Here is an 18,129-nt window from a genome sequence, read left to right as displayed (position 1 = left end):
AAAAGACGATTATTGTTACGACTACTTGGCTGAAGCTTGTGCAGGACCCCAGGCGGGCTCACGAATATCACCGCCGGCCTCAGACAGACGCTGTCTGACCAGACCATCCACGGTCACTGTCGCCAAGGTCCCCTTGCCGCCCACCCGGGTGGCATACATGATGGTACGTGCGTTCGGGGCAAAGCTCGGCGACTCATCTTGCGAACCATTGCTCAGCAGTTTGACATTGCCAGACGCCAACTCCTGAACGGCTACTTTAAAAGAACCGCCGTCATTGCGAATATAGGTTAAATACTTGCCATCGGGGGAAAAGCGCGGGCTCACGTTATAGCCACCCTCGAAAGTCACGCGCGAAGGGGAGCCACCAGAAGCAGGCACCTTGTAAATCTGAGGACGTCCGCCACGGTCTGAGCTGAAGTAAATAAACTGGCCATCAGGCGAGAACGCTGGCTCGGTATCAATCGCACTGCTTTTGGTGATTTGCTGCAAGTTGGAACCATCCGCAGCAATAGTATAAATCTGCGAGTTGGCGCCATAGGTCAACACCACCGCCAATTTGCTACCGTCTGGCGACCAGGCCGGGGCACTGTTATTCCCCTTGAAGTTAGCCACCACTTTGCGCTCACCCGTATACAAGGACTGCACAAACACAATCGGTTTCTTTTTCTCAAAAGACACGTAAGCCATCTTGGTGCCATCTGGCGACCAGGCCGGTGAAATAATCGGCTCATTCGAAGACACCAGCGTTTGTGCATTGTAGCCATCGTAATCCGCAATTTGCAGCGTAAAGCGCTTACCTGTTTTGGTAACGTAAGCAATGCGCGTGGCAAAGGCGCCAGGCTGACCGGTAAACTTTTCATAAATCTGGTCGGCAATCATGTGCGCGACATGGCGGTATTGACTAGCAGAGACGGTATAGGTCAGTTGCAGCAACGCCGTTTGACGCAACACATCCATCACCTGCACCGAGATCTTGAGATTGCCGTTGCCTGTTGACTGCACTTCACCCAAGCTCAAGCCTTGTGCCTTGAGCGCAGCCCAGTCGGTATATTTGATTTGAGAAGCATTGGTCGGCAATGCCGGCATACCACTGGTATTGATAATACGGAACATGCCACTGCTACGCAGGTCGTTACTGATGATCTCATGCAAACGGCTTTGTGCTTGCGGATTGTCTGTCTCGGCCATCGGCAGAATCGCGACTGGAATCTGAATGGCACTACCGCCACTGATCTCAAGCTCTAGTGCCGCATGGGCAGGGATAACCGCCAGCAGCGCAACGAATCCGGCAAAAATCGCCGTAGCAAATGCGTGCATCAAACCTCGTGTGTGTGTTTTCATGGTGACAATATTATTCATCTGGTTTGCTTATATATCTGAATTATAACGAAAAGCCGCTTCATCGTCATTGCTTGCCTAGCCACGTGGCTTCAACTTCAAGCGAATCTGATCTACCATTTTTCTACGTGCCGCAGGATCATCCGGCAAATCGAAGGGCTTGGCCGCCAAAATGGCACGGATCACTGCATCATCACAAATGGCATCGCCCGACCCTCGCACCAGCTTGGGCATGCCGGAAATATCTCCCGAATTCATCATCTGGATATCTACCAGCAACTCGGGGTTAGAAACAGGGCACAAGCCGGGGTTCACATTGCTACGGATTTTGCGGCTCATCAAGCCCATGTAATAACTGAGCACAGACGGATCAACCGCTGCAGCCGCCGCCGACTGCTGTGCGTCCAACTCTTGCTGGCGCATCGCATCCTGAATTTTTTTCAGCTTTTCTTCTTCCTCTTGTTTACGCAAGGCTTCCTGAATTTTTTTCAGTTTTTCTTCCTGCTTTTTCTGCTCAAGTTCCTTCTTTTTCTCTTCGTCCAGCAGGCGCTTCTTCTCTTCCTCCTGCTTTTTGAGTGCAATTTCCGCCTCTTGTTCCGCTTGCTTGACTTGAGGCGCAGGCTCAGGCTTGGGTTGCGGTTTAGGTTCTGGCTCAGGCGGCCTGGGCGGCGGTGTCGGTTCTGGTTTGGGTTCAGGTGGTGGTGGCGGTTCTACCGGCTTTTCCACTGGCTTGGCAGGCTGTTTACTGGGCAAGCTATCCCACAAGGTCGCCTCCATTACGCTGGGGGTCACGTGGACCGCTTTCCAGTCAACCATAAAGATCATGCCCAAGCACAGCAACACGTGCATGAGCACGGATAAGATCGCTGCCCGTTTGCGTATCGCCTGATCTTGTGGGGAGTAAGTGACTTTCATGCGCTTTAAGCAACCTGCCCGTTATTTCTCATTCTGAAACAGCAAACCAACTTGATTCACCTGCGCCTGTTTGAGCAAATCCATGACGGACACCACTTCACCATAAGGCGTGTTTTTATCTGCAGACACCACCACCGGCTTTTGTGTCTCAGACAGGCGCTGACGAATCAAAGCCAGCATATCGTCACGCTGCATTTCTTTGCCTTCCATCATCACAGTGCCTTCTTTTTGCACGGTGATCACAATCGGGTCACCACTCTGCTTGAGCGCCTGCCCGACTTTGGGCAACTCCACCATACCGGGATTGGTCATGGGCGCGGTCACCATAAAAATCACCAGCAACACCAGCGTGACGTCGATATAGGGGACGACGTTAATCTGGTTCATCATGCGACGTTTACGCGTTCTGCTCATCGCGGCTCCTATCAGGCTCTACGTTGCAAAATGTTGGTAAATTCTTCGATAAAGCTCTCGTAACGGACAGAGAGGCGGTCTACGCCCGCGGCAAAGCGGTTATAGGCGATCACGGCTGGGATCGCGGCAAACAACCCGATCGCAGTCGCCACCAGCGCCTCGGCAATGCCAGGGGCAACCTGGCTCAATGTCGCCTGCGCAACGTTAGACAAGCCACGGAAGGCGTTCATAATGCCCCACACTGTGCCGAACAGGCCGATGTAAGGACTGACCGAACCTACGGAAGCCAAGAATGGCAGGTGCGCATCCAGATAATCCAGTTCGCGGTTATATGCTGCACGCATGGCACGACGCGTCGCCTCCATCACATCACTGACTTCGGTATCTTTTTGCTGCTTGTAGCGGATAAATTCTTTTAACCCGGCCTGAAAAATGCTGGCCATACCTTGAGGGGTTTTGCGACCAGTCGTGATGCGCTCGTACAGCTCGTTCAAATCACCGCCGGACCAGAATTGCGCTTCAAACTGATCCACATTTTCGTTGGCAGCCTTAAGTGAAAAAACCTTAATGAAGATATACCACCAGGAGGCGAGTGAGGTCAGCAGCAGAATCAGCATCACCAGCTGAACTGGCAAACTAGCCCCGCTCACCAGGGTAAAAATCGACATATCGTTCGCTACATTCATGAAGACTCCAGTGCAATTTTGATACGGGCCGGAATACCCGTGGGTTTAAATGAATCCGCATCGACACAGGCGACTTTCACCTGTGCCTCAATTAAAATCGTTTCATCACGCATGACCTGCTGCTGGCAGCTAAAACTGCCACGCCCCATCTCCAGCAACTGCGAAACCACCCGCAACTGGTCATCCAGCCGGGCCGGTTTTTTAAATTGTAGCTGCATGCTGTGGACGACAAACAACACATGTTCTTGCTGCTTGAGCGCGCTTTGGTCAAAGCCCGCAGTCCGCAACCACTCGGTGCGCGCACGCTCCATAAAATTCAGGTAGCGGCTGTGATAGACCACACCACCGGCATCGGTATCCTCGTAATACACACGTACAGGAAACTCAACCATGTTATTGCCCGGCATCTTGCCATAAATCGGCTGACACCATGCTGACAGGCGCTTTCAAGCCAAAATGCTGGTAAGTCAACTGCGTGGCCACGCGTCCGCGCGGCGTGCGCATCAGATAGCCTTGCTGAATCAGATAGGGCTCCAGCACATCTTCTATGGTGTCACGCTCTTCACCAATGGCCGCAGCAAGATTGTCCAGTCCCACTGGCCCGCCACCAAATTTTTCAACCACCGCCTGCAATAACTTGCGATCCATCACATCCAGCCCTTGCTGATCGACATCCAGCATTTTCAAGGCGGCATCGGCAATCGTATCGGTCACAATGCCATCCGATTTGACTTGCGCATAATCCCTGACCCGGCGTAGCAGACGATTGGCAATCCGCGGTGTGCCGCGTGAACGTCTGGCAATCTCCAGCGCGCCGGCCGCTTGCATTTCAACCTCGAGCAAGTTGGCCGACCGCATGACAATCTTGGATAGCTCGGCGTGACTGTAAAACTCCAGCCGCGCCACAATGCCAAAGCGGTCACGCAAGGGGTTGGTCAACATGCCCGCGCGCGTGGTCGCCCCCACCAGCGTAAAAGGCGGCAAATCCAGTCGCACACTGCGTGCTGCAGGTCCTTCACCGATCATGATATCGAGTCGGTAATCTTCCATGGCCGGATACAATATCTCCTCAACCACCGGGCTCAGGCGATGAATCTCGTCAATAAACAAGACGTCGTTGGGTTCAAGATTGGTCAGCAATGCCGCCAGATCGCCGGCTCGCTCCAACACTGGGCCCGAGGTCATGCGCAGGTTCACGCCCATCTCTTTAGCCACAATGTGAGCAAGCGTGGTTTTACCCAGACCAGGCGGGCCGAACAGCAGCACATGATCAAGTGCCTCTTGTCGGCCACGGGCCGCATTAATAAAGATTTCGAGTTGACCGCGCGCCTTCTCCTGCCCCACATACTCATCCAGATGCTTGGGACGCAAGGCACGCTCAAGCGCTTCTTCTTGAGTGCTGGCAGTAGCGGGAGCGACGAGTCTATCGGTTTCTATCATGGGTGATGGGCGATGAAGTGCAATGCAATACTCAACAATGAAGGCCTCATGCCGCGATTGAATCAGTTATTTTTGTCATCATACCATGCAGCGTATGACTATTACAGACTCGCGCTCGGCCTGGCCGGACTACTTGGCCAGATACTTGAGCGCCTGCCGGATACCATCGCTCACACTAATGCCAGGCTCCAGCAACTTCAGGGTCGCAGCCGCCTCACGCTCATGGTAACCAAGCGCCACCAGTGCATTGAGGATATCATCTGTCGCCGCTTTGACGGCTGGTTGCGCCGAGGTGGACCCCGTCACCACAAATTTGTCTTTGAGCTCGAGTAACAAACGCTCGGCCGTTTTTTTGCCGATGCCAGGAATACGCGTCAGCAAGCCGACCTCTTGCTGGCTGACAGCCAGCATCAAATCATTCACGCTGACACCACTCAAAATCGCCAGCGCAGACTTGGCACCAATACCATTCACCTTCAGCAACTGCTTGAAGGTATTTTTCTCTTGCTCACTGCCAAAGCCATACAGCAGTTGCGCATCCTCGCGCACCACCATATGCGTCAAAATCTGCACAGGTTGCCCCAGATCGGGCAAATTATAAAAAGTGCTCATCGGCACCTCTACTTCATAGCCCACGCCATTGCAATCCACCACAATCAAGGGTGGGGACTTTTCCAGCAAGCGGCCATTCAGACGTGCGATCATATCAATCTTCCATTTCTAACTCTGAAGCCGGTCGTCGCCAAAGCCCCCAGGCCCTGACCGCCATGTGCATGACAAATCGCGCAAGCCAAGGCGTCGGCAGAGTCCGGGCTAGGCGTAGCCGGTAATTTAAGCAGGCGCTTGACCATCTCTTGCACCTGCTCTTTTTGCGCATGGCCATTACCCACGACCGATTGTTTGACTTGCAGCGCCGTATATTCGGCCACCGGCAGTTGACGGATCACCGCCGCAGAAATGGCGGCACCGCGCGCCTGACCCAATAACAGCGTGGACTGGGGGTTGACATTAACAAACACTTTTTCAATCGCCACTTGCGTGGGCTGATAGGTTGAAATCACCTCAAACAAGCCATCCAGAATAACCTTCAGGCGCTCGGGCAAGGCCTCTTTTTCTGACTCGCCCTCTGCGGTTTTTTTGGCTGATGCGGTTTTAATCACGCCACTGGTCACGTAGGACAATTTGCCATCCACGGCTTCTATCACACCGAAACCCGTAATTCTCAGGCCGGGGTCTATGCCCAAAATACGCTGACTACTCACGTCAAGACACCCAGTTCAAGTCGGTTGGCAAGAAAGGCGTGCACCGCCAATCGCGCCATTTAATCTTCTTCAATCACGGCAGAAGTGTAGACCTCTTGCACGTCATCGAGGTCTTCGAGCATGTCGAGAATTTTTTGCATTTTGACCGCATCCTCGCCAGTGAACACCACTTCATTCAGCGGCTTCATGGTCACTTGCGCCATCACTGCCTTCAGCCCCGCAGCCTCAAGCGCTTCTTTCACCGTGACAAAATCGGCAGGGGCCGTGATCACTTCTATACTGCCATCTTCATCAGCAATCACATCTTCCGCGCCGGCTTCCAGTGCCGCTTCCATGACGGCATCTTCCGAGACGCCAGGCTCAAACACCAGCTGACCACAGTGCTTGAACATAAAGGCCACGCTACCATCAGTGCCGAGGTTGCCGCCATGCTTGGTTAGGGCATGGCGCACGTCCATCACCGCACGCTGACGGTTATCGGTCAGACAATCAATAATGATGGCTGCACCATTAATGCCATAGCCTTCATAACGAATTTCTTCGTAGTTAACACCCTCGAGCTCACCCGTGCCTTTTTTGATGGCACGCGTGATATTGTCTGAAGGCATATTCTCTTCTTTGGCCGCCGCCACGGCCGCCCGCAGACGCGGGTTCATGGCTGTATCACCGCCACCCATGCGCGCAGAGACCGTGATCTCTTTAATCAGCTTGGTGAAGATTTTGCCGCGCTTGGCATCCTGGCGACCTTTACGATGTTGGATATTGGCCCATTTACTATGTCCAGCCATATGACTTCCTTGTATTTTTTAACAACGGGATGAAATGTTTTAACTGGCGGATTTTACCACAGGCGCAAGCAGGCTTGGCGGCGGCTTGATTGAGGCAGATAGGCAAGACAAATAAGAACAGGGCCTGATTTACGCAAGCCCTGCGCAATGAAAAACCCGGGAGAACAGCGAAAAATGGCGCTAAACGTTGGCACTCGCCGGCGGGATACCGTGATAGGCTGGCCGCATCATCAGGATGGAAATCAGACTGAGCGAAAAAAGAATCAGTGCCATGCCGATCATCTCCATGCCATCCGGCACTTCATGCAACTGTATCCAGGCCGCAATCACCCCAATCACGGGTGCCAGCATGGAGGCCATACTGGCCACCCCGGCGGGCAACCGCTGCAAGGCAAACAGCCAGAGCAACCAGGCCAACGCGCCACATAACACCACATTAAACAATACCGCGCCGATCAGATAACCCGACCATTGCATACTCGGCGCAGGGACCAGAAAGGCAATCAGCACCATAGGCAGCGAACCCAGCAACATTGGCCAGGCGGTCAGATTGATCAGGTCTAGCGTTGGATGACGTCTGTGCAATTGCTTGGTCATAATCGCAGACACCGCCCACGACACACCAGACAACACTGCCAACAGCATGCTGAAGCTGTCTGCACGCAAATGCAAAGGATCAAAAATAAACAACATGCCCAACACAGCCGAAATCACCGCCAGCCATTGCCAGCCGTGGATACGCTCACCGAGCATGGGCCAGGCAAACAGCAAGGTCCAGAAAGGCATGGTATAAGTCAGCACCGCCGTCTTGCCCGCGCCGCCTTGCACCAGCGCCCACATAAGCACGCCGGTAAACCCCACATTCTGCAAAATGCCGAGCAGCAGCATGGTTGGAAACTCGGTCAAGCCCATTGGCCGCCGCGTCACATACAGCACCAAAAACAACACCAGCGCGCCAAAAAAGGTACGCATGGCGGCAAACTGGAACGGCCCCGCATATTGCAACGCGCTTTTCATCACCACCCAGTTATAGCCCCAGATCAGCGTCAGCACCAGCAGTGCTGTCAGTGCCTGTGAACGCTGTTTAACCAATTGATCCATGCCGTTATCCGCTGATTTAGTTCCAGATATGGGTCACAGCCAGCCACCGCCCATCGGGTTGCTTTTGAAACACCACTTGCACATTGCCACCAAACTGCTGCTTGACGCCATCCTCAGCCATCATGGCTGCTGCCCAATGTCCGGTTTGAGTGACCAGCGTTTCGCTGACCACCGCCTCGTTCATCGTCAGCGCATGTTCAATGACCCCAGCCTGAATCAGGCCAGCAAAAAAATCTGCAACCGCCTGACGGCCCTTCACGACCTGGCCAGCGGGCGCAGGCATCACGATCGCCTGCTCTGCATATAAGGCCGCAATCGCCTGTGGATTTTTGCTGTTAAAGGCAGCATCAAACTGCTGGTTTAACGCTATGAAGTGATCAACATTAGTCATACAAAACTCCTGAATTAAAGACACATTACTATTTAAAATCCCAGGCTGAGATGCCCTGGTCTATCACCCCTAACAGCGCTTGCAAATCCTGGCGCTGCTGCTCGTTTAACCCTTGCATAGACTGGCGCAGCCGCGTGTAATAATCCGGCATCACGGCATCCAGCCGGGCTTGCCCGGCTTCAGTCAGACGCACTTTGACACTGCGCCTGTCTTCTGGCACCAAGATACGCTGGACCAGGCCACCTTGCTCCAGGCCATCCAACAACCCAGTCATGGTGGCGCGCGTCACCCCCAGCTTTTCTGCCAACACCGAGGGCGTAGAAGTCAGGTCAACTTCGCGCATCAACAAAATCAACACCCACCAGCGCCCCTGCAACAAATCGTGTTTACTCAGGCAGGCATCCAGCGCCACTGACAAATCGGTGGCCACACGCAGCAACATCAAGAAGCTCGCAATGGCCGTGACATCGGCTTCCGGATAGCGCTGGGCAAACCGTTGCAGGACTTCTGGGGTAGGAAGATCTCTAAGTTGTAACATAATTAGCCACATTATAGTTAGCCGGCTAATTATGTCAATAAAAATCTGAGGTTTTACTCCACGACACATCGGTGTATATTTAAACGCTCGTGCCCTATGAAAGGAGGAAGTCATGAAGACGCTTCAGCAAGTACTCACTCATAAAACACATCAAGGCATCATTAGTATTGCGCCCAACCGACCGGTGTTTGACGCACTGGTGATTCTGGCGGAATACCAGATTGGTGCACTGGCTGTGATCAAAGACGGCGAACTGGTGGGAATCTTCTCGGAACGCGATTATGCGCGCGAGATTATCCTGAAAGGCCGCTCATCCAAAACCACGCAAGTCAGTGAAGTGATGACGGAAAAAGTCATCACAGGCAAACCGGGTGACCTGGTCGAGTCGGCCATGAACACCATGCTGGAAAAACGTATCCGCCACTTGCCCGTGGTCGATCATGGCAAACTGCTAGGTATGCTTTCGATCGGGGATATTCTCAAAGAGACGATCGACTATCAGCAATCACTGATCAAGCAACTGGAAAGCTATATTCATAGCTGATGCATTTCAGCAGACAACAAAAAAGGGGAGCTCACTCCCCTTTTTTGATTGCCCAGATTGATTCGCACTTACAGATATTTGGCAACCATGGCATTATCCAGGGCAGATGCGGCAATCGGCAGTTTGACAAAATGCCCGCTGCCAGCGGCCTGCTGCACGGCTTCGCCCCGCTTATCAAAAAGCTGCTCCACCACAATGTCGCGGTTACCACTGGGGTGTATCAGTTGCAATTTGTCACCTACAGCAAATTTGTTACGCGCCTGAATGAAAGCCAGCCCCTGCTCTGCATCATAGGCCACCACATCGCCGACATACTGGCTGCGATTGGCACTCGAGTGCCCCTGGACGTAATTTTGGTGCTCGGCGGTATGGTGACGCTGGTAAAAACCATCGGTGTAGCCCCGGTTGGCCAGGTTCTCCAACTCGCCCAGCAAACGCCAGTCAAACGGACGCCCGGCTACGGCATCATCAATCGCCTGGCGGTAATTCTGGCTGGTACGCGCCACGTAGTAGCGCGACTTGGTACGTCCTTCAATCTTGAGCGAATCGACGCCAATGGCAATTAGCTTCTCCACGTGCTCAATCGCCCGCAAGTCCTTGCTATTCATGATATAGGTGCCGTGTTCGTCTTCCATGATAGGCAAAAGCTCGCCAGGACGGCCTTTTTCCTCGATCAGGTAAACCTGGTCTGCCGCCGGATGGCGCGGTAATGAGCCACAGGAAGACAGATTGGATTGTTCCAGCTCGGCCTGAAAATCAAACTCTTTTAAACGGATCACGCCTGCGGCATCGGGCTGGGCATCATGCACCTTGTAATCCCAGCGGCAACTGTTAGTACAGGTCCCCTGATTAGGATCGCGCGAATTGAAATAGCCTGACAGCAGGCAACGGCCGGAATAAGCGATACACAAGGCACCGTGAATAAACACCTCAAGCTCCATATCCGGACACTCCTGGCGGATTTCGGCAATCTCGTCCAGCGATAACTCACGTGACAAAATCACCCGTGTCAGGCCCATGCGCTGCCAGAACTTAACCGAAGCGTAATTGACCGCATTGGCCTGCACCGACAGATGGACAGGCATGTCCGGCCATTGCTCGCGTACCATCATGATCAGGCCAGGGTCGGCCATAATCAATGCGTCGGGCTGCATTTCAATCACCGGCGCCATATCGCGCATATAGGTTTTCACTTTGGCGTTATGCGGTGAAATATTGCTGGCGACAAAAAACTTTTTGCCGCGTGCATGCGCCTCCTGAATGCCAATTGCCAAGTTTTGCATTGAAAAATCATTTTCACGCACGCGCAAGCTGTAGCGCGGCTGACCGGCATACACCGCGTCTGCGCCGTAATCAAACGCCGTACGCATGCGATCAAGATCACCGGCGGGCGCTAACAATTCAGGGGATTTCATTTCAATTTAGTCCATTAAAAAAGCTTATAGCTCAATCACTTGCAGCGAATGCCATTTATTCGCCGATAATTTTCACCAGTACACGCTTGTTACGGCGGCCATCAAACTCACCGTAAAAAATCTGTTCCCATGGGCCGAAATCCAGCTTGCCTTCAGTAATCGCCACCACCACTTCGCGGCCCATGATCTGGCGCTTGATATGCGCATCTGCATTATCCTCACCAGTATCGTTATGGCGGTAGCCACTCACCGGCTCGTGCGGCGCCAACTTTTCCAGCCATATTTTGTAATCATGGTGCAGGCCGCGCTCATCGTCGTTGATAAACACGCTGGCAGAAATATGCATGGCGTTAATCAGCACCAGGCCTTCTTGCACGCCACTTTCACGCACACACGCAACCACGTCACTGGTGATATTCTTGAAATCCATGCGTGCCGGAATGTTAAACCACAGCTCTTTACGAAAACTTTTCATGCTTTCCCTTTCCCCAAATAATGTTATTTTAACATTGACGGTGAGCAGGCCAAACGCGCCCACGCAGCGCAAATAAAAAAGGCCTCCTGAGAGACCTTTTTATGCATACATCACGATTAACTATGGACATCCAGGCTTTGGCTAAACGTCTTGCCCTCATTATCCGTGGCAACCACTTCGAGCTTGCCCGGCGCATCGGGGATAAAACTAAATTTCATGTAAGGATCTTCACTGGTGCCCACACCGACATCGACCGTCATCAACTCCTTGCCGTTGTAGGTAAAGGTGGTTTTGTTGATATAAAACGCAGGCACATAGCCTTGTGAAACCAGGTCGCGCTGCAAGCCGGTTCGCATCACATGTTTAATGTTGAACGTTGCAGTGGCAGGCTCGCCAAATTTTGGCGCATCCACACTCATTTTGATCTTGCCCGCCGCCGCCCGCACTTCGGATTCATTATTATCGACGGTACCGCCACAGCCGCCCGCCGCACGAATCTCGCGCTTACCCATATACAGCTTGCCATCTGCAGTTTCGCCAATCAGGCGCACATAAGAATCGGTTTCCTGACGAATACGGGTCGCCATCTGAAAGCCGTTCAAGCCGTCGGTTAAATGATAAGTGGACGCCAATTGTATCGGGTTGGCATCGACGATCACATACAGTTTCTTTAACTGGATGCCGTTGGCCGCCGCCTTGTCGTAAATGAAAGTGACGGGCACCTGTGCGCCGCTCTCGGCGCGGCGTGGCCCCTCCACTTTCAGGAAGTCAACTTCCTGAATCTCCCGTTTGGGGAAAAAAGCCTCTTTCACTACTGTCCATAACTTGGGATCCGCCTCTGCATGCACCACACTTGCCGCACAGAAAGCCAACAACCCTACGACCATCATCCATGTTTTTTTCATACGATTCCCCATCTTCCATTTTTATCTTAGATTGCATGAAAAGGATTTTCTTATGCTTTGACAAATACAATATGTGATACGCATCACATTGACCCTCACATTTTGCTCGGGTCGCCAGATGGCCGCATCACATACGCCGGGTCACGGTACTCTTCAAAATTCAGCTCCACGCCATTACCGGCCGGATCCCGCAAGTTGATCTGACGAACCCCATTGGCCAGGATGCGCGTGGTGTAAGTGATGCCGTGCGCCTGCAAGTGCGCCTCCATGGCAGGCATGTCTGTGCAGGTGAATGAAACATGGTCATAGGTGCCATGCACATGCAACTGCGGCGCTTCTGCCGTTTTGTACTCGGCCAGATGAATCACATCGTTATCACCGATATACAGCCAATAGCCATAGGTGGTACTCGCCACCCGCTTGCCCACCGTCAGCCCAAGCACCTCGCAATAAAAATCGCGCAGTTTGTGCATGGTTTCGCGGTCAGAGCGAAAATTGACATGATTGATTTCGGTCAGTGGCATAGTAATCCTGTGAGGTCCCGTGTGTTAAGTGGCATGCAAGTCGGCCACTATAGTACAAAACTTAATCGCCCTCAAATTGATACAAGGCAAAGCCTTGGACGCCAGCATTGGCTAAATGTTGCATCCCGCCCAAATCGGGCAGATCAATGATAAAAGCAGCCTGCGTTACCAGCCCGCCCAGCTGCCGAATCAACGCGACCGCGGCCAGTGCGGTGCCACCGGTAGCGATCAGATCATCCACCAGCAAAATGCGCTCATTTGCCTGAATCGCATCGGCATGAAGCTCCAGTGTATCGGTGCCATATTCGAGACTGTAAGACTGCTTGATGGTCTGCGCTGGCAATTTGCCCGGTTTGCGCACCGGCACAAAGCCTGCTCCCAAGCGTGCAGCCAATGCTGCGCCAATAATAAAGCCCCGCGCCTCCACGGCGACCACCTTATCTACCTGCATCAGGGAACAATGTGCTGCCAGCGCATCCAGCATCGCTGCAAACCCCTGCTTATCCTGCAACAAAGGCGTAATATCCCGAAACTGAATGCCGGGTTTTGGGTAATCGGGAATCGTGCGTATCAGTGACAACATACTCTAAACATCCAATAAAAAACGCGCCCGTCTGGGCGCGTTGATCACAAAACAGAGACCTGCAACAATCTCGTGGCAAGTCGCCCGCATGTTAGCTGCCAGCAGCGTTTTGCTGACGTACGCGAATATGCAATTCACGCAATTGCTTCTCGTCCACCTCGTTAGGCGCATTGGTCATCAGACATTGTGCGCGCTGGGTTTTCGGGAAGGCAATCACATCACGGATTGATTCGGCGCCAGCCATCAGGGTAACCAAACGATCCAGACCAAATGCCAAGCCGCCATGCGGTGGCGCACCGTATTGCAGTGCATCCAGCAAGAAGCCAAATTTCTCTTGCGCTTCTTCCTTGCTGATCTTCAATGCATCAAACACCTTGGACTGCACCTCTTGCTTGTGGATACGCACGGAACCACCACCCACTTCCCAACCGTTGAGCACCATGTCATACGCTTTAGACAAGCAAGCGCCTGGATTGCTGACCAACAGGTCTTCATGACCATCTTTCGGTGCAGTAAACGGGTGATGCAAGGCGACCCAACGGTCTGCATCTTCGTCGTGCTCAAACATCGGGAAATCCACCACCCACAATGGCGCCCACTGACGACCATCGACATGGCCTTTTTCATGGCCAACCTTGGTGCGTAGTGCGCCCAGGGCTTCATTGACGATCTTGGCTTTATCGGCGCCAAAGAATACGATGTCCCCGTTTTGCGCACCCGTGCGCTCAAGCACGGCTTGCAAGGCATTCACGTGAATGTTCTTCACAATCGGGCTTTGCAGACCTTCTTCGTTCAGTTTGGTAATGTCGTTGATCTTGATATAAGCCAGACCTTTGGCGCCATAAATTTTGACGAATTCGGTATAGGCATCAATCTCAGAGCGGCTGATGGCCGCTCCGTTAGGCACGCGAATCGCAGCCACGCGGCCACCGGCCATATTGGCAGCACCGGCAAACACTTTAAAATCCACATCCTTCATCACATCGGTGAGCTCAGTGATTTCCAGTGTCACGCGCATATCAGGCTTGTCAGAACCGTATTTGTTCATGGCCTCAGAGAAGGGCATGCGCGGGAATTTGGCGGGCAGGTCGATGTCCTGCACCTTTTTCATCATGCGACGAATCATCTCTTCGACGATGTCCATGATGTCGTTTTCTTCCAGGAAAGAAGTTTCAATATCCACCTGGGTAAATTCTGGCTGGCGGTCTGCGCGCAGGTCTTCGTCACGGAAACATTTGGTGATTTGGAAGTAACGGTCAAAACCGGACACCATCAGCAATTGTTTGAACAATTGTGGTGACTGTGGCAGTGCAAAAAACATGCCGTGGTGTACGCGTGAAGGCACCAGGTAATCACGTGCGCCTTCTGGCGTCGAACGGGTCAGCATCGGCGTTTCTACTTCGATAAAGCCATTTTCATCGAGGTAGTCACGCAGGTTTTTCGCCACTTTGTAACGCAACATGAGGTTTTTCTGCATGGCCGGGCGGCGCAGATCGATATAGCGATGCTCCAGACGAACGGTCTCAGTCAGGTTGTCGTCATCCAGCATGAACGGCGGTGTCAATGAAGCATTCAGCACTTCGATCTCTGTCGCCAGCATCTCCACTTCGCCGGTTGGCAGGTTGGGATTCACGGTGCCTTCAGGACGGGCACGCACTTTACAGACCACACGCAACACAAATTCATTACGTACGGTTTCTGCGATGGCAAATGCGTCTTTGGTATCCGGGTCAATCACGATTTGCGCCAGACCTTCGCGGTCCCGCAAATCAATAAAAATCACCCCCCCGTGGTCGCGACGACGGTGAGCCCAGCCACACAGGGTCACGGTTTGTCCAATATGTTCGCGGTTCAAGTGACCGCAGTAATGTGTACGCATCATAATAATTTTATAAAGTTTAAAGTGGTGTTGCGGTTAATGTTGTTTAGGCAAGGGCGCCACTGTACCCATGCTGATGATGTATTTCAAGGCCTGATCTACGCTCATATCCAGCTCGATCACATCTGCCTTGGGCAGCATCAAAAAGAATCCTGAGGTCGGATTAGGCGTGGTCGGCACATACACACTGACATATTCTCCCTGCAAGTGCTTGCTCACATCGCCACCCGGCGTGCCGGTTAAAAAAGCGATGGTCCAGACGCCCTGCCGTGGGTACTGAATCAACAATGCCTGGCGAAATGCGTTACCGGAGTCAGAAAACAAGGTATCTGATACTTGCTTGACGCTGGAATAAATAGACTTGACCACAGGCACGCGGACCAGCAAGCCTTCCCATAACACAATCAGTTGCTGACCAAAAATGTTGGTCGCTACCAGACCGGTCGCCAAAATAATGCCCACGGTCAGAATCACGCCAAACCCTGGAATATCCACACCCAGCCAGGCTTCTGGCCGCCAGGCGGCGGGCAACAACAGCAGACTCTGGTCCAGCGTTTGCACTAAAGTTTTTAGCACCCACACCGTAATGAACAATGGAACCAGTACCAATAACCCTGTAATAAAGTATTTTTTCATGCTTGTCTTTTTAGTGGCAGGCGCAACCCGGTGAGCACTTGGCAGCGTCTCCGGTACTGGCAGATTCAGACGTAGAACTGCGCTTGGCTGACTGGTTGTTTTTGAAATCGGTGGCATACCAGCCACTGCCGGTCAGCTGAAAATTGGGCGCCGACACTTGCTTGCTAAAGGTTTGCTGCTGGCATTGCGGACAAGCCTCCACTGCAGGCGCAGAGACCTTACGCATTAACTCTTGCTGGTAACCACAGGCGGTACATTGAAAATCGTAGATAGGCATTTTGAACGTCAACCGAAAGATAACTTGCTTAAAAACTAAACAAAAACAAATTATACCCGATTCGCGTTACAAATCATAAAAAGCAGCGCGATGTATTTGAATTAAAAAGACTTTAAGGAACCCGCCATGCAATCACTGTCACTTAAAACACCCCTTAGCCTGATCGCACTATTTTTTCTGAGCTTAGCCAGCCGCGATTTGAACATCCATCACACCATGCTATCGCTAGATCAAAAAGCCGACACAGTGAAAGTAGCAGCCCTCACGCCAGCCGAATTGGCAGCCACCCAGCGCCCACTCAGGATCAAACAGGCGGACTAAGCACCCCCCAGCTAAACCATCAGCCACTAAAGCTGTGATTCATAAGCTGATTGGTCAAGCAGCCCTTCTGCACCACTGGCAGTCGCTGCCAGCTTGAACAACCAGGTGTCATAAGGATGATCATTAATGCGCTCAGGTGAAGATAACGCCTGTTCATTGACGGCGTCCACGACCCCGGTCAAGGGCGCATAGAGATCAGAACCGGTCTTGACTGACTCAATCAGGCCGCACACCGCCCCTTGCTCAACAGACTGCCCCACTTTGGGCGGGTCCACAAACACCACATCCCCCAGCATATTTTGGGCGTAATCAGTAATCCCAACCAGCCATAATCCATCTTCGCCTTGCGCTGCCCAGGTGTGGTCTTTGGAAAAGAAGTATTTCAAGCCTGCTGACATAGAATTTAAAAATCAAAAGTTTAGTAGATAATTATTGTGCCATAGTCTGCACAACGCGCCAAAACTTATTCAGACAGGCAAGCAAATTGCTTAACTTTTCACACGAAAAAATTGCGATAAGTGATTGACGCTGAATAATTACTGGGCAATAATGAGGCGGGTTTCAGGAAGGTTGATTATGAGTTTTTACAAGCACTGTTTTAAAGTTTTACTAATGTGTTCAATTGCTTTTGCACCTGCGGGTCAAGCCATTGCCAAATCATCCTCCAAGAAACAAACCGTTTCTGCGAGCAAAAGTAAAAAATACAGCGCGCGCGTTTCTTCACAGTACCGCGTTAACCCTGAAAAAACCAAAGGGATGCGCCCGGTGAAATTACACTCACATGCCAGAAAAGCGGCGCGACCGACGGTCGATGCCGAGATGTTTGATTCGTTCCAAGGCAAATCGCTCAACAATGGCAATTTGTCCATCGCCTCAACCAAGGCGCTGGTGATGAACCAGAACACGCACGAGATCATTTACTCCAAAAACCTCGATACGCCGACACCGATTGCCTCTGTCACCAAACTCATGACTGCCATGGTCGTGCTGGATGCAAAACTTAACCTGAATGAAGAAGTATCCATTACTGAAATGGACGTTGACTACCTGAAAGGCACTTCTTCACGCCTGCCTGTCGGCACCACCATGACACGTGCCGACCTGTTGAACCTGGCTTTGATTGCCTCCGAAAACCGTGCAGCTTCTGCGCTGGCAACGCACTATCCAGGTGGTAAGGCCCGTTTTATCCAGGAAATGAACGCCAAAGCAGCCAGCCTGGGCATGATGAATACGCATTTTGAAGACTCCACCGGCCTGACCAGCAACAATGTCTCAACCGCCATGGACTTGGCCAAAATGGTTCACGCCGCGTATCAGTACCCATTAATACGCCAGATTACGACCACATCTGATTACGACTTATATGTGAATAGCAGACGCCAGCCGATACACTTTCACAATACCAATGCGTTGGTGCGTGACAGCTCCAACAGCAGCTGGGAAATTGGCCTTTCCAAAACAGGGTACATCAGTGAAGCAGGCCGCTGCCTAGTAATGCAGGCAACCATTGCGGGTGAACCACTCATCATGGTGTTGCTGGACTCCGTTGGCAAATTGACCCGGATAGGCGATGCCAAACGCATCAAAAAATGGATGGAACACAACTACAGCACCCTGACCTCCCAGAGCGCGGGCTCCGGCATTGTGCTGACCGGCCTGTCGATGAGCAAGTCTCTGAATGAAGAAGCCAATTAATC

At 52.3% G+C, this 18,129-nt stretch carries 24 protein-coding genes; 3 read left to right on the top strand and 21 right to left on the bottom strand.

Annotation, left to right across the window (positions count from 1 at the left end):
• Positions 1–21: 21 nt before the first annotated feature.
• The 12 genes from tolB to ACFQ1T_RS00615 all read right to left on the bottom strand — a co-directional run bounded on the left by tolB (position 22) and on the right by ACFQ1T_RS00615 (position 8,873).
• A complete protein-coding gene (gene tolB, locus ACFQ1T_RS00670) occupies positions 22–1,317 on the bottom strand; it encodes a Tol-Pal system beta propeller repeat protein TolB (RefSeq protein ID WP_379073755.1) in 1,296 nt (431 codons plus the stop codon).
• 99 nt (positions 1,318–1,416) lie between these two features.
• Complete coding sequence (gene tolA, locus ACFQ1T_RS00665) at positions 1,417–2,253, bottom strand: cell envelope integrity protein TolA (RefSeq protein WP_379073400.1); 837 nt, start codon at positions 2,251–2,253, stop codon at positions 1,417–1,419.
• A gap of 21 nt (positions 2,254–2,274) precedes the next feature.
• Complete coding sequence (locus ACFQ1T_RS00660) at positions 2,275–2,667, bottom strand: ExbD/TolR family protein (RefSeq protein ID WP_194749831.1); 393 nt, start codon at positions 2,665–2,667, stop codon at positions 2,275–2,277.
• Positions 2,668–2,678: 11 nt separating this feature from the next.
• Complete coding sequence (gene tolQ / locus ACFQ1T_RS00655; RefSeq protein WP_194749830.1) at positions 2,679–3,353, bottom strand: protein TolQ; 675 nt, start codon at positions 3,351–3,353, stop codon at positions 2,679–2,681.
• Entirely contained in the window at positions 3,350–3,745 is a 396-nt protein-coding gene (ybgC, locus tag ACFQ1T_RS00650) for a tol-pal system-associated acyl-CoA thioesterase (protein WP_379073399.1), read from the bottom strand. Before ybgC ends, tolQ begins: the two co-directional genes overlap by 4 nt.
• A 1-nt stretch (position 3,746) precedes the next feature.
• Positions 3,747–4,793: a Holliday junction branch migration DNA helicase RuvB gene (gene ruvB / locus ACFQ1T_RS00645; protein ID WP_194749828.1), complete on the bottom strand. Its 1,047-nt coding sequence runs from the start codon at positions 4,791–4,793 to the stop codon at positions 3,747–3,749.
• 129 nt (positions 4,794–4,922) lie between these two features.
• Entirely contained in the window at positions 4,923–5,498 is a 576-nt protein-coding gene (gene ruvA, locus ACFQ1T_RS00640; RefSeq protein WP_194749827.1) for a Holliday junction branch migration protein RuvA, read from the bottom strand.
• The gene (gene ruvC / locus ACFQ1T_RS00635) at positions 5,495–6,055 is read right to left on the bottom strand and encodes a crossover junction endodeoxyribonuclease RuvC (protein WP_194749826.1); all 561 of its coding nucleotides are present in this window, start codon (positions 6,053–6,055) and stop codon (positions 5,495–5,497) included. Before ruvC ends, ruvA begins: the two co-directional genes overlap by 4 nt.
• A 59-nt stretch (positions 6,056–6,114) precedes the next feature.
• Positions 6,115–6,843, bottom strand: coding sequence for a YebC/PmpR family DNA-binding transcriptional regulator (locus ACFQ1T_RS00630; protein WP_379073398.1), 729 nt, complete (start codon positions 6,841–6,843; stop codon positions 6,115–6,117).
• Positions 6,844–7,023: 180 nt separating this feature from the next.
• A complete protein-coding gene (locus tag ACFQ1T_RS00625; protein ID WP_379073397.1) occupies positions 7,024–7,944 on the bottom strand; it encodes a DMT family transporter in 921 nt (306 codons plus the stop codon).
• A 16-nt stretch (positions 7,945–7,960) separates the two neighbouring features.
• Positions 7,961–8,335, bottom strand: coding sequence for a YybH family protein (locus tag ACFQ1T_RS00620; protein ID WP_379073396.1), 375 nt, complete (start codon positions 8,333–8,335; stop codon positions 7,961–7,963).
• A 28-nt stretch (positions 8,336–8,363) separates the two neighbouring features.
• Positions 8,364–8,873, bottom strand: a complete 510-nt coding sequence (locus tag ACFQ1T_RS00615; RefSeq protein WP_275356496.1) for a MarR family winged helix-turn-helix transcriptional regulator — start codon at positions 8,871–8,873, stop codon at positions 8,364–8,366.
• A 112-nt stretch (positions 8,874–8,985) separates the two neighbouring features.
• Between ACFQ1T_RS00615 and ACFQ1T_RS00610 the strand changes: the two genes are divergently transcribed.
• Positions 8,986–9,417, top strand: a complete 432-nt coding sequence (locus ACFQ1T_RS00610) for a CBS domain-containing protein (protein WP_194749821.1) — start codon at positions 8,986–8,988, stop codon at positions 9,415–9,417.
• A 68-nt stretch (positions 9,418–9,485) separates the two neighbouring features.
• On the opposite strand, the gene trhP is transcribed toward ACFQ1T_RS00610, so the two are convergent.
• The 8 genes from trhP to ACFQ1T_RS00570 form a co-directional block, all read right to left on the bottom strand.
• Positions 9,486–10,832, bottom strand: a complete 1,347-nt coding sequence (trhP, locus tag ACFQ1T_RS00605; RefSeq protein ID WP_379073395.1) for a prephenate-dependent tRNA uridine(34) hydroxylase TrhP — start codon at positions 10,830–10,832, stop codon at positions 9,486–9,488.
• Between the two features lie 55 nt (positions 10,833–10,887).
• Positions 10,888–11,307, bottom strand: coding sequence for a secondary thiamine-phosphate synthase enzyme YjbQ (locus ACFQ1T_RS00600; protein WP_194749819.1), 420 nt, complete (start codon positions 11,305–11,307; stop codon positions 10,888–10,890).
• Between the two features lie 116 nt (positions 11,308–11,423).
• The gene (locus tag ACFQ1T_RS00595; RefSeq protein ID WP_379073394.1) at positions 11,424–12,212 is read right to left on the bottom strand and encodes a quinoprotein dehydrogenase-associated SoxYZ-like carrier; all 789 of its coding nucleotides are present in this window, start codon (positions 12,210–12,212) and stop codon (positions 11,424–11,426) included.
• Between the two features lie 95 nt (positions 12,213–12,307).
• Complete coding sequence (locus ACFQ1T_RS00590) at positions 12,308–12,736, bottom strand: VOC family protein (RefSeq protein WP_275356493.1); 429 nt, start codon at positions 12,734–12,736, stop codon at positions 12,308–12,310.
• Between the two features lie 61 nt (positions 12,737–12,797).
• On the bottom strand, positions 12,798–13,319 hold the full coding sequence (locus ACFQ1T_RS00585) for an adenine phosphoribosyltransferase (protein WP_379073393.1): 522 nt from the start codon (positions 13,317–13,319) through the stop codon (positions 12,798–12,800).
• A 91-nt stretch (positions 13,320–13,410) separates the two neighbouring features.
• Positions 13,411–15,201, bottom strand: a complete 1,791-nt coding sequence (gene aspS / locus ACFQ1T_RS00580) for an aspartate--tRNA ligase (RefSeq protein WP_194749815.1) — start codon at positions 15,199–15,201, stop codon at positions 13,411–13,413.
• Positions 15,202–15,234: 33 nt separating this feature from the next.
• Positions 15,235–15,834, bottom strand: coding sequence for a DUF502 domain-containing protein (locus ACFQ1T_RS00575; RefSeq protein WP_275356490.1), 600 nt, complete (start codon positions 15,832–15,834; stop codon positions 15,235–15,237).
• Between the two features lie 10 nt (positions 15,835–15,844).
• The gene (locus ACFQ1T_RS00570) at positions 15,845–16,111 is read right to left on the bottom strand and encodes an FmdB family zinc ribbon protein (RefSeq protein WP_379073392.1); all 267 of its coding nucleotides are present in this window, start codon (positions 16,109–16,111) and stop codon (positions 15,845–15,847) included.
• 126 nt (positions 16,112–16,237) lie between these two features.
• Between ACFQ1T_RS00570 and ACFQ1T_RS00565 the strand changes: the two genes are divergently transcribed.
• Positions 16,238–16,432 (top strand): hypothetical protein, encoded by a 195-nt coding sequence (locus ACFQ1T_RS00565; RefSeq protein WP_379073391.1) that lies wholly within the window; start codon positions 16,238–16,240, stop codon positions 16,430–16,432.
• 26 nt (positions 16,433–16,458) lie between these two features.
• Here the strand turns inward: ACFQ1T_RS00565 and ACFQ1T_RS00560 are convergent, their stop codons facing one another.
• The gene (locus tag ACFQ1T_RS00560) at positions 16,459–16,830 is read right to left on the bottom strand and encodes a glycine cleavage system protein H (protein WP_194749811.1); all 372 of its coding nucleotides are present in this window, start codon (positions 16,828–16,830) and stop codon (positions 16,459–16,461) included.
• Positions 16,831–17,044: 214 nt separating this feature from the next.
• On the opposite strand from ACFQ1T_RS00560, the gene pbpG reads away from it, so the two are divergent.
• Positions 17,045–18,127, top strand: a complete 1,083-nt coding sequence (gene pbpG, locus ACFQ1T_RS00555; protein ID WP_194749810.1) for a D-alanyl-D-alanine endopeptidase — start codon at positions 17,045–17,047, stop codon at positions 18,125–18,127.
• Positions 18,128–18,129: the final 2 nt, after the last annotated feature.

Source organism: Methylophilus glucosoxydans (assembly GCF_042676145.1).
GTDB lineage: Bacteria > Pseudomonadota > Gammaproteobacteria > Burkholderiales > Methylophilaceae > Methylophilus > Methylophilus glucosoxydans.
This window is presented reverse-complemented; position numbering and strand designations above follow the sequence as displayed.

Coding starts and splice junctions, on each gene's coding strand:
- tolQ (WP_194749830.1), bottom strand. CDS start 3,353: ATGAATGTAGCGAACGATATGTCGATTTTTACCCTGGTGAGCGGGGCT.
- trhP (WP_379073395.1), bottom strand. CDS start 10,832: ATGAAATCCCCTGAATTGTTAGCGCCCGCCGGTGATCTTGATCGCATG.
- ACFQ1T_RS00570 (WP_379073392.1), bottom strand. CDS start 16,111: ATGCCTATCTACGATTTTCAATGTACCGCCTGTGGTTACCAGCAAGAG.
- ACFQ1T_RS00585 (WP_379073393.1), bottom strand. CDS start 13,319: ATGTTGTCACTGATACGCACGATTCCCGATTACCCAAAACCCGGCATT.
- ACFQ1T_RS00625 (WP_379073397.1), bottom strand. CDS start 7,944: ATGGATCAATTGGTTAAACAGCGTTCACAGGCACTGACAGCACTGCTG.
- tolA (WP_379073400.1), bottom strand. CDS start 2,253: ATGAAAGTCACTTACTCCCCACAAGATCAGGCGATACGCAAACGGGCA.
- ACFQ1T_RS00590 (WP_275356493.1), bottom strand. CDS start 12,736: ATGCCACTGACCGAAATCAATCATGTCAATTTTCGCTCTGACCGCGAA.
- ACFQ1T_RS00660 (WP_194749831.1), bottom strand. CDS start 2,667: ATGAGCAGAACGCGTAAACGTCGCATGATGAACCAGATTAACGTCGTC.
- tolB (WP_379073755.1), bottom strand. CDS start 1,317: ATGCACGCATTTGCTACGGCGATTTTTGCCGGATTCGTTGCGCTGCTG.
- ruvB (WP_194749828.1), bottom strand. CDS start 4,793: ATGATAGAAACCGATAGACTCGTCGCTCCCGCTACTGCCAGCACTCAA.
- ruvA (WP_194749827.1), bottom strand. CDS start 5,498: ATGATCGCACGTCTGAATGGCCGCTTGCTGGAAAAGTCCCCACCCTTG.
- ACFQ1T_RS00560 (WP_194749811.1), bottom strand. CDS start 16,830: ATGTCAGCAGGCTTGAAATACTTCTTTTCCAAAGACCACACCTGGGCA.
- ybgC (WP_379073399.1), bottom strand. CDS start 3,745: ATGGTTGAGTTTCCTGTACGTGTGTATTACGAGGATACCGATGCCGGT.
- ACFQ1T_RS00565 (WP_379073391.1), top strand. CDS start 16,238: ATGCAATCACTGTCACTTAAAACACCCCTTAGCCTGATCGCACTATTT.
- ACFQ1T_RS00595 (WP_379073394.1), bottom strand. CDS start 12,212: ATGAAAAAAACATGGATGATGGTCGTAGGGTTGTTGGCTTTCTGTGCG.
- pbpG (WP_194749810.1), top strand. CDS start 17,045: ATGTGTTCAATTGCTTTTGCACCTGCGGGTCAAGCCATTGCCAAATCA.
- aspS (WP_194749815.1), bottom strand. CDS start 15,201: ATGATGCGTACACATTACTGCGGTCACTTGAACCGCGAACATATTGGA.
- ACFQ1T_RS00630 (WP_379073398.1), bottom strand. CDS start 6,843: ATGGCTGGACATAGTAAATGGGCCAATATCCAACATCGTAAAGGTCGC.
- ACFQ1T_RS00575 (WP_275356490.1), bottom strand. CDS start 15,834: ATGAAAAAATACTTTATTACAGGGTTATTGGTACTGGTTCCATTGTTC.
- ACFQ1T_RS00615 (WP_275356496.1), bottom strand. CDS start 8,873: ATGTTACAACTTAGAGATCTTCCTACCCCAGAAGTCCTGCAACGGTTT.
- ACFQ1T_RS00620 (WP_379073396.1), bottom strand. CDS start 8,335: ATGACTAATGTTGATCACTTCATAGCGTTAAACCAGCAGTTTGATGCT.
- ACFQ1T_RS00600 (WP_194749819.1), bottom strand. CDS start 11,307: ATGAAAAGTTTTCGTAAAGAGCTGTGGTTTAACATTCCGGCACGCATG.
- ACFQ1T_RS00610 (WP_194749821.1), top strand. CDS start 8,986: ATGAAGACGCTTCAGCAAGTACTCACTCATAAAACACATCAAGGCATC.